18 protein-coding genes are annotated in these 14,058 nt (G+C 70.6%); 5 read left to right on the top strand and 13 right to left on the bottom strand.

Features of this window, described 5'->3' with window-relative positions; genetic code table 11:
* Window positions 1–115: 115 nt before the first annotated feature.
* From O3S82_RS06845 to O3S82_RS06825, 5 genes are read left to right on the top strand one after another with little or no spacing between them, the layout of a single operon-like run.
* Window positions 116–844 (top strand): amino acid ABC transporter ATP-binding protein, encoded by a 729-nt coding sequence (locus O3S82_RS06845; protein ID WP_179428165.1) that lies wholly within the window; start codon window positions 116–118, stop codon window positions 842–844.
* Between the two features lie 52 nt (window positions 845–896).
* Window positions 897–1,784, top strand: a complete 888-nt coding sequence (locus tag O3S82_RS06840; protein ID WP_179425007.1) for a glutamate ABC transporter substrate-binding protein — start codon at window positions 897–899, stop codon at window positions 1,782–1,784.
* A 32-nt stretch (window positions 1,785–1,816) separates the two neighbouring features.
* A complete protein-coding gene (locus tag O3S82_RS06835; protein ID WP_269306537.1) occupies window positions 1,817–2,473 on the top strand; it encodes an amino acid ABC transporter permease in 657 nt (218 codons plus the stop codon).
* Window positions 2,470–3,306 (top strand): amino acid ABC transporter permease, encoded by an 837-nt coding sequence (locus O3S82_RS06830; protein ID WP_269306535.1) that lies wholly within the window; start codon window positions 2,470–2,472, stop codon window positions 3,304–3,306. The genes O3S82_RS06835 and O3S82_RS06830 overlap by 4 nt, the downstream gene beginning before the upstream one ends.
* A 42-nt stretch (window positions 3,307–3,348) precedes the next feature.
* Window positions 3,349–4,845, top strand: a complete 1,497-nt coding sequence (locus O3S82_RS06825) for an amidohydrolase (protein ID WP_269306533.1) — start codon at window positions 3,349–3,351, stop codon at window positions 4,843–4,845.
* Between the two features lie 4 nt (window positions 4,846–4,849).
* On the opposite strand, the gene O3S82_RS06820 is transcribed toward O3S82_RS06825, so the two are convergent.
* The 13 genes from O3S82_RS06820 to O3S82_RS06760 form a co-directional block, all read right to left on the bottom strand.
* Window positions 4,850–5,308 carry a hotdog fold domain-containing protein gene (locus O3S82_RS06820; protein ID WP_269306531.1) on the bottom strand — a complete coding sequence of 153 codons (459 nt, stop codon included), beginning with the start codon at window positions 5,306–5,308 and terminating at the stop codon, window positions 4,850–4,852.
* A gap of 10 nt (window positions 5,309–5,318) precedes the next feature.
* A complete protein-coding gene (locus O3S82_RS06815) occupies window positions 5,319–5,852 on the bottom strand; it encodes a GNAT family N-acetyltransferase (RefSeq protein WP_179425018.1) in 534 nt (177 codons plus the stop codon).
* A gap of 24 nt (window positions 5,853–5,876) precedes the next feature.
* The gene (locus O3S82_RS06810; protein ID WP_269306528.1) at window positions 5,877–6,395 is read right to left on the bottom strand and encodes a regulatory protein RecX; all 519 of its coding nucleotides are present in this window, start codon (window positions 6,393–6,395) and stop codon (window positions 5,877–5,879) included.
* Window positions 6,395–7,504 (bottom strand): recombinase RecA, encoded by a 1,110-nt coding sequence (gene recA, locus O3S82_RS06805; protein WP_179425022.1) that lies wholly within the window; start codon window positions 7,502–7,504, stop codon window positions 6,395–6,397. The genes O3S82_RS06810 and recA overlap by 1 nt, the downstream gene beginning before the upstream one ends.
* A 231-nt stretch (window positions 7,505–7,735) precedes the next feature.
* The gene (locus O3S82_RS06800) at window positions 7,736–8,284 is read right to left on the bottom strand and encodes a type 1 glutamine amidotransferase domain-containing protein (protein ID WP_179425024.1); all 549 of its coding nucleotides are present in this window, start codon (window positions 8,282–8,284) and stop codon (window positions 7,736–7,738) included.
* Between the two features lie 14 nt (window positions 8,285–8,298).
* Complete coding sequence (locus tag O3S82_RS06795) at window positions 8,299–8,493, bottom strand: DUF3046 domain-containing protein (RefSeq protein WP_179425025.1); 195 nt, start codon at window positions 8,491–8,493, stop codon at window positions 8,299–8,301.
* Window positions 8,490–8,786, bottom strand: a complete 297-nt coding sequence (locus O3S82_RS06790) for a helix-turn-helix domain-containing protein (protein WP_179425027.1) — start codon at window positions 8,784–8,786, stop codon at window positions 8,490–8,492. The genes O3S82_RS06795 and O3S82_RS06790 overlap by 4 nt, the downstream gene beginning before the upstream one ends.
* Before the next feature lie 5 nt (window positions 8,787–8,791).
* Window positions 8,792–9,307: a CinA family protein gene (locus O3S82_RS06785; RefSeq protein ID WP_179425029.1), complete on the bottom strand. Its 516-nt coding sequence runs from the start codon at window positions 9,305–9,307 to the stop codon at window positions 8,792–8,794.
* Window positions 9,304–9,936, bottom strand: coding sequence for a CDP-alcohol phosphatidyltransferase family protein (locus O3S82_RS06780; RefSeq protein ID WP_269306522.1), 633 nt, complete (start codon window positions 9,934–9,936; stop codon window positions 9,304–9,306). The genes O3S82_RS06785 and O3S82_RS06780 overlap by 4 nt, the downstream gene beginning before the upstream one ends.
* A 15-nt stretch (window positions 9,937–9,951) precedes the next feature.
* Window positions 9,952–10,320 (bottom strand): DUF2752 domain-containing protein, encoded by a 369-nt coding sequence (locus tag O3S82_RS06775; protein WP_269306521.1) that lies wholly within the window; start codon window positions 10,318–10,320, stop codon window positions 9,952–9,954.
* A gap of 74 nt (window positions 10,321–10,394) precedes the next feature.
* Window positions 10,395–10,715, bottom strand: a complete 321-nt coding sequence (locus O3S82_RS06770) for a CD225/dispanin family protein (protein WP_269306519.1) — start codon at window positions 10,713–10,715, stop codon at window positions 10,395–10,397.
* Window positions 10,716–10,783: 68 nt separating this feature from the next.
* Window positions 10,784–13,219: an FtsK/SpoIIIE family DNA translocase gene (locus O3S82_RS06765; RefSeq protein ID WP_269306517.1), complete on the bottom strand. Its 2,436-nt coding sequence runs from the start codon at window positions 13,217–13,219 to the stop codon at window positions 10,784–10,786.
* A gap of 63 nt (window positions 13,220–13,282) precedes the next feature.
* A complete protein-coding gene (locus O3S82_RS06760) occupies window positions 13,283–13,990 on the bottom strand; it encodes a sirohydrochlorin chelatase (RefSeq protein ID WP_179425044.1) in 708 nt (235 codons plus the stop codon).
* Window positions 13,991–14,058: the final 68 nt, after the last annotated feature.

Below are 14,058 nucleotides of genomic sequence, written 5' to 3'. Positions count from 1 at the left end.
GACACGTGCGTCCGGGTTGCGATCCGGTTGCGGTCTCGGGCCCACCGGGTTCAACAGTTGCGCGGGCGGAGGCGCTGCGGTTGGGTGGTACGTCATGGGAGACACCACCACGCCGATGGTCCGCATGGACGGCGTCCAGAAGTGGTTCGGCGACCTGCACGTGCTGCAGGACATCGAGTTCGAGGTGGCCGGCGGTGAGGTCGTCGTGGTGATCGGGCCCTCGGGCTCGGGCAAGTCCACGCTGTGCCGCGCCATCAACCGGCTCGAGCCGATCAACGAGGGAACGATCGAGATCGACGGCGTCCCGCTGCCCGAGGAGGGCAAGGCCCTCGCCCGGCTGCGCGCCGAGGTCGGCATGGTCTTCCAGTCGTTCAACCTGTTCAGCCACAAGACGGTCCTCGAGAACGTCACGCTCGGACCGATCAAGGTGCTGGGCAAGTCCAAGTCCGAGGCCGAGCAGCGCGCCCGCGAGCTCCTCGACCGCGTCGGCGTCGGCGCCCAGGCCGGCAAGCTGCCGTCGCAGCTGTCCGGCGGCCAGCAGCAGCGCGTCGCGATCGCCCGCGCCCTGGCGATGGACCCCAAGGTGATGCTCTTCGACGAGCCCACCTCCGCGCTCGACCCCGAGATGATCAAGGAAGTCCTCGACACCATGGTCGACCTCGCCAAGGGCGGCATGACGATGGTCGTGGTCACCCACGAGATGGGCTTCGCACGCACCGCCGCCGACCGCGTCGTCTTCATGGCCGACGGGCGCATCGTCGAGCAGAACACGCCCGACGAGTTCTTCACCAACCCGCAGAGCGATCGCGCCAAGGACTTCCTCGGCAAGATCCTCAAGCACTGATCTGCATCACGACGTATCTCGCAACATCGATCCCGAAGGGGGAGGACGAAAGATGAGAGCACGAAGGACACGGTTCGCGGCCGTCCTGGCCGCCGGCCTGTTGGCACTGAGCGCCTGCGGCGACGCGGGCAACAGCGATGACGAGGGCTCCGGCCCGGACGTCGAGGTCGAGGAGCAGGACTTCGAGGCCGGCACCCGCATGGCCGAGCTCCAGGAGGCCGGCTCGGTCAAGATCGGCGTCAAGTACGACCAGCCCGGCGTCGGCTTCAAGACCGCCACCGACGACGCCCCGTCCGGCTTCGACCCCGAGATCGGCAAGATCCTCGCGGCCAAGCTCGGCATCAAGGCCGAGGACATCGAGTGGGTCGAGGCCGTCTCGGCCAACCGCGAGCCCTTCCTGCAGAACGGCACGGTCGACTTCGTCATCGCGTCGTACTCGATCACCGACGACCGCCGCAAGGTCGTGGGCCAGGCCGGCCCGTACTACGTCACCGGCCAGAGCCTGCTGGTCGCCAAGGACGACGACTCGATCAACGGTCCGGACGACCTCAAGGGCAAGAAGGTCTGCTCGGTCACCGGCTCCACGTCGATCAAGACCGTCGAGGAGGAGTTCGGCGCCACGCCGGCCGGCTTCGACACCTACTCCGAGTGCGTCCGTCAGCTCGAGAACGGCTCGGTCGACGCGGTCACCACCGACGCGGCCATCCTGCTCGGCTACGCCGCGGAGAACCCCGACGAGCTCAAGGTCGTCGGCGAGCCCTTCTCCGAGGAGCGCTACGGCATCGGCTACAGCAAGGACAGCCCCGAGCTGTGCCAGTTCATCAACGACAGCCTGACGTCGGCCTTCGAGGACGGCACGTGGGCCGAGGCGTTCGACGCGACCCTGGGCAAGGGCGGCGCCGACGCCGGCGACCCGCCCACGCTGGACGAGTGCGCCTGACGTGACGACCGACCGACGACGAGGGTGGTGAGATGGACTTCTCGTTCCTCCAGGACAGCTGGGAGCTGATCCTGAAGGGCTTCTGGGTCACGCTGCGAGTGTTTCTCGCCAGCGGTCTCATCGCCCTCGTCCTCGGCACGTTCGTCGCCGTGGCCCGGGTCAGCCCGGTCCCGGCGATGCGGGTGGTGGGCACGGCGTACGTCACGCTGTTCCGCAACACTCCCCTGCTCCTGCTGCTGTTCATCACCTACTACGGCCTGCCGGCCATGGGGATCGACTTCGGCTTCTTCTGGAACGTCTCGCTCGCGGCCGGCCTCTACACCGCCGCGTTCGTGTGCGAGGCGCTTCGGTCGGGCATCAACGGCGTGCCTCTGGGACAGGCCGAGGCGGCGCGAGCCGTGGGCATGCCCTTCAGCATGACGATGACCCAGGTGATCCTGCCCCAGGCGTTCCGCCTCGTGGTACCGCCGATGGCCAGCGTGTTCATCGCCCTGGCCAAGAACACGTCCCTCGTCGCCGCGCTCGGCCTTGCGGATCTCGCGTTCCGCCTCCAAGGCCTGCTGCGTGACTACCCGAGCTCGCGCACGGCCGCGTTCCTCACGATCGCCGCGATGTACATCATCATCGTGGCAGCGATCTCCCTCGTGGCCTCCTGGGCCGAGCGTCGCTGGAAGGTGGAGTCGCGATGAGCACGCTGCTGTTCGACGTCCCCGGCCCCCGCGCCCGTCGGCGCCACAAGATCCTCTCCGTGGTCACCGTCGTGGTCGTCGCGGCGTTCCTCGGCCTCGTGGTGTGGCGCTTCGCGTCCACCGGTCAGTTCGACTACGAGCTGTGGGAGGTCTTCGTCACCCCGGCCTACATCGAGTTCATCCTCGAGGGCCTCTACTACACGCTGCTGGCGGCAGTCATGGCGATCGCGGGCGCCCTCGTGTTCGGCATGCTGTTCGGCATCGGGAAGCTGTCCGACCACGCCTGGGTGCGGTGGCCCTGCTGGGTCGTCGTCGAGTTCTTCCGCGCGGTCCCGCTGTACATCCTCATCACCTACCTGTGGGCGCTCTACCGCTTCCAGATCGAGCTGCTCGCTCCCCTGGTGATCGGCCTGATCCTCTACAACGGCTCGGTGCTCGCCGAGACCTTCCGCGCCGGCATCAACGCCGTGCCGAAGGGACAGGTCGAGGCGGCCTACGCGCTGGGCATGCGCAAGAGCGCCGTGATGCGCATCGTCCAGCTGCCCCAGGCGATCAAGATCATGACGCCGGCGATCATCAGCCAGTGCATCGTCGCGCTCAAGGACACCTCGCTGGGCTACATCATCGTGGCCCCCGGCCTGACCTACGCCGGACGCCAGATCTGGCGGGAGTTCGACAACCACCTGCAGGTCGCGCTGGTCCTCGGAGCGATCTACATCATCCTCAACCTGTGCCTCGAGCAGCTCGGCCGCTTCGCCCAGCGACGCCTCACCGAGTCGCGCACCGTGCAGGGTGACGCGGGTGCCGACGACGCCACGCTCGCCGTTCGCTGACCCGAGGCAGGACCGGCCGCGTTGCCGGGTCACAATGTCGCCGTGACACCTGTGTTCTGGCGCGACGTGCGCCTCGTGCCGGTCCACTCGGCGGCCCCGAGCGATCCGGTCTGCCTCCGCGTCGCCGACGGAACGATCGTGGCCGTGGGCCCGGACCTAGGGCCCGAGCCGGGCGATCGCGTGATCGACGCCGAGGGCCGCTGGGCGATCCCCGGGCTGTGGGACCAGCACGTGCACCTGACCCAGTGGGCGCAGACCCGCACGCGGCTCGACGTCTCGGACGCGACCGACCCCACGGCGGCGGTCGAGACCGTCCGCGCGCACCTGCCGTCCGTCCCCGACGGCGACTGGCTGTTCGGGTTCGGCTTCCGGCTCGCGGGCTGGGAGCGTGAGCCCACCGTCGCCGAGCTCGACGCCATGACCGGCGACCGTCCCGTCGTCCTCACCAGCGGCGACGCCCACACCGGGTGGCTGAACTCCGCGGCCCTCTCGGCGCTCGGCGCTCCCCCGAGCGACGGGCCGCTGACCGAGGCGCCGTGGTTCGCCCTGATGGCCGAGGTCGTCGAGCGCAACGCGGCCCAGGACGGCGGCCGCGCCGTGGCGGACGCGATCGCCCAGGCCGCCTCGCGCGGCGTCGTCGGCATCGTCGACTTCGAGTGGGCCGAACCCCTCGCCATCTGGTGCGAGCGCATCGCGCAAGGGCTGGACGCGCTGTGGGTGCGCTCGGCCGTGTACCCCGAGTACCTCGACGACGTCATCGCCGCCGGGCTCCGCACGGGCTCCCCCGTCACGCTCGATGGCCCGGTCACGGTGGGTCCGCTCAAGATCATCTCCGACGGCTCGCTGAACACCCTGACGGCGTTCTGCCACGACCCCTACGGCGGCGGCTCCGACCGCGGCGTGCAGAACCACGACCGTGCCGCGCTGATCGAGCTGCTGACCCGAGCGCACGGCTCCGGCTTCCGAGCGGCCGTGCACGCGATCGGCGACGCGGCCGCCCACGAGGCGCTCGCCGCGTTCGCGGCCACCGGCGCCGTCGGCAGCATCGAGCACGCGCAGCTGCTGACCGGACTCGACATCGCCGAGATGGCACGCCTGGGCGTCACGGCGAGCGTCCAGCCCGGCCACCTGCTCGACGACCGCGACGTGACCGCCCGACTCTGGGCCGACCGCGCCGACCGCTGCTTCCGGCTGCGTGGACTCCTCGACGCCGGTGTCACCGTCGCCTTCGGCTCGGACGCCCCGGTGTCGCCACTGGACCCGTGGTGGGCCATGGCGGCTGCCGTCCACCGCTCCGCCGACGAGCGGGCGCCGTGGAACCCCGGCGAGGCCCTGAGCGCCGCCGAGGCGCTCGCCGCCAGCGTGGACGGCCGCGACACCCTCGCGGTCGGGAGCCCGGCTGATGTCGTGCTGCTGGATCGCGACCCGCTGACGCCCGTCGGCGACTCGGCCGCGGTCGCGTCCCATCTGCGCGCCGTGGGCGTCGAGGCCACGATGCGCGCCGGTCGCCTCACCCACACGGCGCCGAGCTTGGCCTGACGCCCTACTTCTTGGGCGTCACCCACAGGTGGATCGTGCCCTCGACGGTCACGGTGCCGTCGGCGCGCGTGGCGCGGACGGCGATCGGGACCTCCGGTCCGCCCGCCCAGTCGGTGGCGTCGCTGTCGGCCGTGCAGACCACGTCGGAGTCCGACTTCGCAAGGTACTTCACGTCCATGCCCTTCGGCAGCCAGCGGTGGTCCGGCGGGCACGTGGCTTCGGCCAGGAGCCCCATGGCCGCCTCGAGCCCGTTGCAGGCCGCGATCGCGTGCACCGTCCCGATGTGGTTCTTCGTGGAGCGACGCAGCGGCACGACGACCTCGCCGTGATGGGGACGCATGTCGACGATGCGCAGGTGCGCGCTCGCGAAGTAGGGCGCCGCGCGGGAGAAGAGCTGACCGAAGACGGCACGCCCCTTGGGCAGGGCCGAGAGCTTGCGGTACATCGCATAGGTCGAGGGCATGACGGTGATGTTACTCGACAGTAGGATCGAATGTCGCGCGCTGGGCGGTGCAGACCACGTCGGCCCACGGAGCACCCTCGGGCTGGATCCACAGACCCGTGACGAAGCCGCACTTGCTGAGCACGCGAATCGACCGGTGGTTACGGGCGTCGGGCGCCGCGAGGAACCGCGGGGCGTCCGGGTACTCCGGCACCAGCACGTCGCGGCAGAACCGCTCGATCATCTCGGTGCCGAGGCCCTTGTCGACCAGGTCGGGGTCGCCGATGAGGTAGTCGAACGCGACGGCCTCGGGGTCCTGGCAGCGCACCGTGAGGTCGTCGTCGGAGGCCACGACGAAGCTCTGCAGGTAGCCGACCGGGACTCCCCCGAGCTCGGCGATCCACATCCGCACCGGGTCGTCACCGGAGAGGCGCCGACCGTAGCGACGACGTGCGTGGTCGATGTCCTCGAGACGGTCGGGGAACCACGCCAGCACGTGCGGCTCGCGCCGCCAGGACACGACCGCCCCCAGGTCGGCGTCGACCAGGGGGCGGAACGTGAACACGCGGACAGCGTAGGGCGACCGACGTCAGGTCGACTCGATCGCCACGTGCTCGGCGTCGAGCTCGGCACGGACCACGTCGAAGGCGACCTGCGGCGCGTAGCCCTTGCGGGCGAGCATCGCCGTGAGCCTCCGAACCTGCACGGACTGGTCAAGGCCGCCCACCGAACGCAGCTTGCGCTGCACGAGACGGTGGGCCGCCTGACGCTCGAGGTCGGGATCGACGTCGGCCAGGACCACGTCGATGACCTCCGGCGCGACGCCCTTGCGCTGCAGCTCCATCCGCAGCACCGACCGCGCCAGACCCTTCGCGCGACCGCGCTGCTCGACCCACAAGCGGGCGAACCGCTCGTCGTCGACCAGTCCCTCGGACTCGAGTTGGTCGACGACCACGTGTGCGACGTCCTCGGGGAACTTGCGACGCGCGAGCGCGTCGAGAAGCTCACCGCGGCTGCGGTCGCGCGCGGCCAGACGATCCATCGCGATCGTCCGGCCCGCGACGACGACGGCCCGAGAATCCGCGTCCGGATCCGTGGGGTCGATCATCAGAAGTCGGCGGCCGAGAGGTCGCCCGCGAGGTCGTCGACGACGACGGCAGGATCGGCCGGCTGGTCGACCTGCGGCCCGATGCCCAGGTGCTCCTTGATGCGCTTGTCGATCTCGTCGGCGAGGTCGGGGTTGTCGCGCAAGAAGTTGCGGGCGTTCTCCTTGCCCTGGCCCAGCTGGTCGCCCTCGTACGTGTACCAGGCGCCGGCCTTGCGGACGAAGCCCGCGTCGACGCCGAGGTCGATCAGGCTTCCCTCGCGGCTGATGCCCTGGCCGTACATGATGTCGAACTCGGCCTGCTTGAACGGCGGCGCGACCTTGTTCTTGACGACCTTGACGCGGGTGCGGTTGCCGACCATGTCGGTGCCGTCCTTGAGCGTCTCGATGCGGCGCACGTCGAGGCGAACCGAGGCGTAGAACTTCAGCGCCTTGCCGCCCGTGGTGGTCTCGGGGCTGCCGAACATCACGCCGATCTTCTCGCGGAGCTGGTTGATGAAGATCGCCGTCGTGCCCGAGCCGTTGATCGCGCCGGTCATCTTGCGCAGCGCCTGGCTCATGAGGCGGGCCTGGAGACCGACGTGGCTGTCGCCCATCTCGCCGTCGATCTCGGCGCGCGGCACGAGGGCGGCCACCGAGTCGATGACGATGATGTCGAGCGCGCCGGAGCGGATCAGCATGTCGGCGATCTCGAGCGCCTGCTCACCGGAGTCGGGCTGGGACACCAGCAGGGCGTCGGTGTCGACGCCCAGCTTGCGGGCGTACTCGGGGTCGAGCGCGTGCTCGGCGTCGATGAAGGCGGCCACGCCGCCGGCCTTCTGCGCGTTGGCCACCGCGTGCAGCGCGACCGTCGTCTTGCCCGAGGACTCGGGGCCGTAGATCTCGACCACGCGGCCACGCGGCAGTCCGCCGATGCCGAGCGCGACGTCCAGCGAGACGGCGCCGGTGGGGATGACCTCGATGGGAGCCCGTGCCTGATCGCCCAGGCGCATGACCGCACCCTTGCCGTACGACCGGTCGATCTGCGCCAGGGCGTTCTCGATCGCCTTGTCCTTGTTGGCTCGCTCCTTGGCGATGTCCTTGTTCGAGGGGGTGCTGCTCTTGGGAGGCATGCTGCGTCCTTCGTGTCGTCGACCGTGGCGGTCGGGTGGCGGGCCATCTTCGACGGTAGGCGGACCCACTGACATTCGTGAGCCTCGTCGACTCGCCTGTGGATGCTGCCCGACCTCACCGTCGGCCTGTGGACGAGCCTAGACCGAACACCTGTTCGACGGAAGCGCGACACGCCGAACGCCCCTCCCCTCGCGATGGCACACGCGGGAAGGGGCGTTCGCACCGAGGTCTCAGGCGGTCAGGGCCTCGCCGATCGCGCTGACGAAGGCCGGAAGATCGTCGGGATTGCGGCTCGTGATGAGGTTGCCGTCGACCACCACGGTCTCGTCCACCCACTCGCCACCGGCGTTGCGGATGTCCACCTCGAGGCTCGGGTAGCTGGTGAGCCGCCGGCCCTTCACGAGGTCGGCCGAGACGAGCAGCCACGGCGCGTGACAGATCGCAGCGACCGGTAGGCCGGACTCGAGTGCGGCCGAGACGATCCCCCGCGCCTGCTCGTCCTGGCGGATGTGGTCGGCGTTCACCGTGCCTCCGGGGAGCACGATCACGTCGGGCCACTGCTGGTGGAAGCCGTCGAGCGTGCCGTCGACGCGGACCGAGATGGTCTTGTCGACGTCGCCCTCCATCGCCTGGAGAGTGCCCTCGTGCGGGGCGAAGATCCTCACGTCCGCCCCCGCTGCCTCCAGCTCGTCGCGCGGGGTCGTGAGCTCGGACTCCTCGAAGTGGTCGGTCGCGATGATCGCGACATGCTTGCCGGTCAGGTCGGGAAGTTCGCTCATTCCTCGACGCTAGCTCAACGGTCGCGTGCCGGCAGGTCGAGCGCGGCGTGCACCGCACGCCAGATGCGCTGCGGGTCGACGCCCGCGTCCAGCGCCTCGACCGGGGTGCGCCCGTCGAGCGAGGCGATCGCCTGTTGGCGTGCCCACGAGGCGGCGTAGGCCGGCCCGAGGGCCGCCTCCATGCGCTGCCAGAACTCGCTGTGCCTCACGCGGCGGAGGCCTGGGCCTCGTCGCGGGCGATCGACGACACGGTGGCCAGGTCGGCCGCCTCCTCCAGCTCGAGCAGCGAGCTGACGTCGAGCAGGACCTTGCTGAGCGGAACCTCGAGCGCCTGGGCGAGCGCGGCGAGCAGCTCGGAGCTGGCCTCCTTCTGCCCGCGCTCGACCTCGGAGATGTAGCCGAGGCTGATCCGGGCCCGCTCGGAGACGTCGCGCAGGGTCAGGCCCTCGGCGAGACGACGCGCGCGCAGCACGTCACCGATGAGTTCACGCATCGCGGTCATCGCCATCACCCTTCCCTGTTGAGCTCAACGCTCGTCGAGCCGTCGTTCTTCCCCAGCCTATAGTGCAGGTCCGCCAGGACGGCGCGGACCGCCGAACGTCTCACCGCGTCGCGGTCGCCGTCGATCCGCAGCAGGCGCGAGGTGACCCCGTCCGGGCCCGCCACCGCGACGTGCACCGTGCCCGCCGGCTGCCCCTCGGCCGGCCCTGGGCCGGCCACGCCCGTGGTGCCCAGCCCCCACGTGGCGCCGAGGCGCACACGCGCGCCTCGCGCCAGCTGCTCGGCGACCGCGGCGTTCACGGTGCCGTGCTCGGCCACGAGAGCCGCGTCGACGCCGAGGACCTCGACCTTCACGTCGGGCTGGTAGGCCACGACGGAGCCGCGGACGACCGCGGAGGCACCGGGGACGTCGACGAGCGCGGCGCACACGAGGCCGCCGGTGAGCGACTCGGCAGTGGCCACGGTCTGGCCGGCCGCGCGCAGGTCGGCCACGACGGCCGCGGCGTCGGCCAGCGGACTCACCGCGAGGTGTCGCCCGCGGGCTGGGCGGCCAGGCGGCGCGCGTCGATCACGTACTGCACGCCGGTGACCAGGGCCACGACGAGTGCCGCGGCCATCAGGACGTGGGTGACGGCGAGCAGCACGGCCGGCACGACGCCGTCCCACAGCTCGAACGGCAGGCAGTAGCCGGCGATCGCGAAGGACTGCAGGACGGTCTTGAGCTTGCCGCCGCGTCCGGCCGGCATGACGAAGCCACGACGCACCATGACCATGCGCATCACGGTGATCCCCCACTCGCGCACGAGCATGAGAATGACGGCGGCCCAGAACACCGGGCCCCACGGCTGGTCGGTGAAGATGATCGCCAGTCCGATGAAGGCCATGCCCGTGAGCGCCTTGTCGGCGATCGGGTCGGCCATCTTGCCGAAGTCGGTGATCAGGTCGTGCTTGCGGGCGATGTCACCGTCGATCTTGTCCGTGGCCATCAGCACCGCGAACGTGGCCCACGCGGCGATGCGGTAGCCGATGGACTCCCCGCCGTCGTGGAGCAGCAGCCAGCCGAACACCGGGACACCGAGGATGCGGATCACGGTGAGGACGTTCGGGACGTTCAGGTTGCTCGGCTTGTCGGCCGGGCGAGACGAGTCCATGGGGTTCAGTATGGCTCAGGCAGGTGAGAGCCAGGTCCATCCGGGCACGTTGCGCGCGACCCAGTAGGTCAGCACGACGCCCAGCAGCGCCCAGATCCAGGCGGCCGGGATGCGACTGGGGTGCCACGCGCGACGGCCCAACAGGCGCAGTCCCCACGCGACCCAGGCGACCAGCACCGCGGGGAGCAGCAGCACGGCCAGCGGGTTCCGGTCCCACGCCGTCGCCAGGTCGCCCCGGGTGAGGGCGTGGACGGCGCGCAGGCTGCCGCAGCCGGGGCAGTAGAGACCGGACACGGCCAGGAACGGGCAGGTCGGGTAGTGCCCGGGCTCCTCGGGCGAGACCGCGGCGAGCACGGCCGTGGCGGCGAGCCCGGCGACGGTCACCCCCGCGAACGTCAGAGCCCCGCGCCGCCGGACGTGTCCGGCGGGCGCGGGGCGCTGGTGGCTGTCGATCGAGATCAGAGGCTCGACGTCGAGGTCGACGTGCCGCTCATCGCGGCGATCACGACGACGATGATGTAGATCACGATCACGACGACGCCGACGACGGCGGACCAGATGGCCCACTGCTTCGCCTTGCGCGACGACTCCTGGGCGCCGGCGAGGTCACCAGCGGCGAACTTGCCGTTGACCTGCGCCGCGTAGACGATCGAGACCACGCCGAGCGGCAGGCAGCAGAACAGCGTCGTGAGGATCGCCCACACGAGGTTGTTCGGCGGCGGCGTCGCTCCGCCGTAGGGCCCCGAGGACGGAGGCGGCGGAGGTGCGTTGTAGGTCATGCAGCGTTCCCTTTCGCGTCACCGTTCACCCCCGAGGGTGAACGCGTTGGTCCGTCGAGCCTAGTGGCTCAGCCGACCTGGATGCTCGCCAACACGTCGGCGAGGTCGTCGGGCTTGACGAGCACGTCACGCGCCTTGGAGCCCTCACTCGGCCCGACGACGCCACGACTCTCCAGGATGTCCATCAGGCGTCCGGCCTTCGCGAAGCCGACGCGCAGCTTGCGCTGCAGCATCGAGGTCGAGCCGAACTGCGTGTTGACGACCAGCTCGACGGCCTGCAGGACGAGGTCCATGTCGTCGCCGATGTCGTCGTCCAGCTCGCGCTTGGCCTGCTGCGGAGCCGTGACGTCCTCGCGGTAGGAGGGCTTCAGCTGCTCCTTGCAGTGCGTCACGATCGTCTCGATCTCGGCCTCGGTGATCCAGGCCCCCTGCATGCGCATCGTCTTGTTCGCGCCCATCGGCAGGAACAGGCCGTCGCCCTGGCCCACGAGCTTCTCGGCGCCGGGCTGGTCGAGGATGACGCGGCTGTCGGCGAGCGAGCTGGTGGCGAAGGCCAGACGGCTCGGCACGTTGGCCTTGATGAGGCCGGTGACGACGTCGACGCTGGGTCGCTGGGTGGCGAGCACGAGGTGGATGCCGGCGGCACGGGCGAGCTGCGTGATGCGGACGATCGAGTCCTCGACGTCGCGCGGGGCGACCATCATGAGGTCGGCGAGCTCGTCCACGACCACCAGCAGGTACGGGTACGGCGTCAGGACGCGCTCGCTGCCCGGAGGCGCCTGCAGCTTGCCCGACGCGACGGCCTTGTTGAAGTCGTCGATGTGCCGGTAGCCGAAGTTCGCGAGGTCGTCGTAGCGCAGGTCCATCTCGCGCACGACCCACTGAAGGGCCTCGGCGGCCTTCTTCGGGTTCGTGATGATCGGCGTGATGAGGTGCGGGATGCCCTCGTAGGCGTTGAGCTCCACGCGCTTCGGGTCGACGAGGATCATGCGGACCTCGTCGGGCGTCGAGCGCATGAGGATCGAGGAGATCATCGAGTTCACGAAGCTCGACTTGCCCGATCCGGTGGCGCCGGCGACCAGCAGGTGGGGCATCTTCGCGAGGTTGGCCACGACGTAGCCGCCCTCGACGTCCTTGCCCAGGCCGATGACCATCGGGTGGTGGTCGCTGCGCGCCTTGTTCGAGCGCAGCACGTCGCCGAGGGAGACCATCTCCTTGTCGACGTTGGGGATCTCGACGCCGATCGCGCTCTTGCCCGGGATGGGCGACAGGATGCGGACCTCGTTGGAGGCCACGGCGTACGCGATGTTCTTGCTCAGCGCAGTGACCTTCTCGACCTTGACCGCGGGGCCGAGCTCGACCTCGTAGCGGGTGACCGTCGGGCCGCGGGTGTAGCCGGTGACGGTGGCGTCGATCTGGAACTGCTCGAGCACCTCGGTGAGGCGGCCGACGACCTCGTCGGAGGCGGCCGAGCGGGCCTTCGGCGGCGTGCCCTCCTTGAGGGCGTTCGGCTCCGGCAGCGTGTAGACGATGTCACCCGACAGGGCCAGCTGCTCCGCGCGGACGGGCAGCGGCTCGAGGGGACGCGGGTCGGGCTGGGGCTCCGGCTCGCTGAGCACGGGCACCGGCGGCGGGCTGACGGGCACCTGACGGTCCTCGTCGGGCCCGTCGACGAGCGGGTTCTCGAACGGCTCGTCGTCGACGACCGGGACCGTGCGCGGGTGACGCTTCTTGACCGGCTCGGGGGTGGGCTCGGGGTCGACCGCCTTGTCGCGACCGAGGGCGCGGTTCACCAGCGACGAGACGCGCTCGGGCACGGCGTACAGGGGGGTGGCGGTGACGACGAGGACGCCGAAGATCACGACGAGCACGAGGATCGGCGCGACCACCCAGCCCGTCTTGAGCAGGTCGACGAGGATCGCGGAGAACAGGAAGCCCACCGCTCCCCCGGCCTCGGACATGTCGGGATCGCTGGGGCGCGGAGTGCCGTGCGCGAGGTGCACGAGCCCCAGCACGCCGCCCACGATGGCTCCCCAGCCGATCGCCTGACGGCCGGCCGGACCGTTGCGATCGGGATGGCGCAGCGTGCGCCAGGCGACCACCGCCAGCAGGATGGGGACGGCCCACGCGAGCACGCCCACGGAGCCGGTGGTGATGCGGCGGACGGTGGCGCCGACCCCTCCGGGGATGTCCCACCAGACCGATGCGGCGGTGACGAGCGCGAGCGAGACCAGCGCCAGGCCGACGCCGTCGCGGCGCTGCTCGGCGTCGAGCTCGCGGGCACCGTGACCGATGCTGCGCGCGATCGCGCCGACCACGCCCGCCAGCCCCAGCCAGAAGGCCGTGGAGGCGCGCATGACGCCCTGGAGGGCAGCACTGAGGGGACCAGGACCCGTGCGGGGTGCCGGCTTGCGCGCAGGAGGCTTGCGCGCCGCGGGCTTCTTCTTGCGGGCCTGGCTGCCGGACGGCCGCTTGCGCGGCGGGGAAGACGTTCGGGTCGCCATGATCCCAAGGCTAAACCAGAACCTGAGAGTTCTCACGGACCCACGCCGCGAGCGGGGACGGGGTCAGCGGATCGCGGACCCGACCTCGCCGGGCGTCTCCAGGACGTCGGCACGCTCCAGCGCGAGCGAGACGAGCCGCGGGTCCGGGGCGCCGGCGCCCAGCAGGGGTGCGGTGACGACGTCGGCGCCGAGCCGCCCGATCGCCGAGGCCCCCTCCCCCGACGCCAGCGCGTACATCGAGACGACGACCCGCCGGTTGTGGGCGCGGGCGACGTCGAGCGCGTCCTCGACCGGCGTGCCGACACCGTTCACCACGCCGACGTGCACGGGCCCACCCCACACAGCGCTCAGCAGGCGGGCCGCCTTCGAGACGTCGGTGAGCGCCGGCGAGCCGTCGGCGTGCGGCGCCACCATGACGATCGTGTCCGACGGCTTCGCGCCCGCCTCGATGAGCCGGCGAACGCCGATCTCGGCCAGGACCCAGTCCGGACCCATCGCCGGCGCCACCCGGACCAGCGGGTCCGTCGCGGCCACCTCGTTCATCAGGCGGGACGTCTCGCAGTCGTGGTTGAGCAGCAGCGGCACGATGATCCGCGGACCCGACGTCTCGGCGACGACGTCGGCCAGCGACGGCTGCTGGACGTCGACGAACGCGTCGACGACCTCGCACGACGGCGCCTGGCGTCGGACCGCGTTGACGAGCGACGCGATGGCCGACCGGCCGATGTGCGACGTCGTGCCGTGGCTGCACACGATGATCCGAGTCCTCACGCCTCAAGAGTCGTGAGCGACTGTTTCCTCGCGGTTACGGTGCGGGCGAGGTTCGGTAACGGGTGTCT

It is taken from the genome of Aeromicrobium sp. HA (assembly GCF_027171405.1).
In the GTDB taxonomy this organism is placed as follows: domain Bacteria; phylum Actinomycetota; class Actinomycetes; order Propionibacteriales; family Nocardioidaceae; genus Aeromicrobium; species Aeromicrobium tamlense.
The sequence above is the reverse complement of the archived record's forward strand: the minus strand, read 5'-3'. Positions and strand labels throughout refer to the sequence as shown.

What these genes read in the sequence shown, in the direction of transcription:
- O3S82_RS06845 (WP_179428165.1), top strand. Translation starts at nt 116, where the DNA reads ATGGTCCGCATGGACGGCGTCCAGAAGTGGTTCGGCGACCTGCACGTG.
- O3S82_RS06840 (WP_179425007.1), top strand. Translation starts at nt 897, where the DNA reads ATGAGAGCACGAAGGACACGGTTCGCGGCCGTCCTGGCCGCCGGCCTG.
- O3S82_RS06835 (WP_269306537.1), top strand. Translation starts at nt 1,817, where the DNA reads ATGGACTTCTCGTTCCTCCAGGACAGCTGGGAGCTGATCCTGAAGGGC.
- O3S82_RS06830 (WP_269306535.1), top strand. Translation starts at nt 2,470, where the DNA reads ATGAGCACGCTGCTGTTCGACGTCCCCGGCCCCCGCGCCCGTCGGCGC.
- O3S82_RS06820 (WP_269306531.1), bottom strand. Translation starts at nt 5,308, where the DNA reads ATGCCCTCGACCTATGCGATGTACCGCAAGCTCTCGGCCCTGCCCAAG.
- O3S82_RS06810 (WP_269306528.1), bottom strand. Translation starts at nt 6,395, where the DNA reads ATGATCGACCCCACGGATCCGGACGCGGATTCTCGGGCCGTCGTCGTC.
- recA (WP_179425022.1), bottom strand. Translation starts at nt 7,504, where the DNA reads ATGCCTCCCAAGAGCAGCACCCCCTCGAACAAGGACATCGCCAAGGAG.
- O3S82_RS06800 (WP_179425024.1), bottom strand. Translation starts at nt 8,284, where the DNA reads ATGAGCGAACTTCCCGACCTGACCGGCAAGCATGTCGCGATCATCGCG.
- O3S82_RS06790 (WP_179425027.1), bottom strand. Translation starts at nt 8,786, where the DNA reads ATGACCGCGATGCGTGAACTCATCGGTGACGTGCTGCGCGCGCGTCGT.
- O3S82_RS06780 (WP_269306522.1), bottom strand. Translation starts at nt 9,936, where the DNA reads ATGGACTCGTCTCGCCCGGCCGACAAGCCGAGCAACCTGAACGTCCCG.
- O3S82_RS06770 (WP_269306519.1), bottom strand. Translation starts at nt 10,715, where the DNA reads ATGACCTACAACGCACCTCCGCCGCCTCCGTCCTCGGGGCCCTACGGC.
- O3S82_RS06765 (WP_269306517.1), bottom strand. Translation starts at nt 13,219, where the DNA reads ATGGCGACCCGAACGTCTTCCCCGCCGCGCAAGCGGCCGTCCGGCAGC.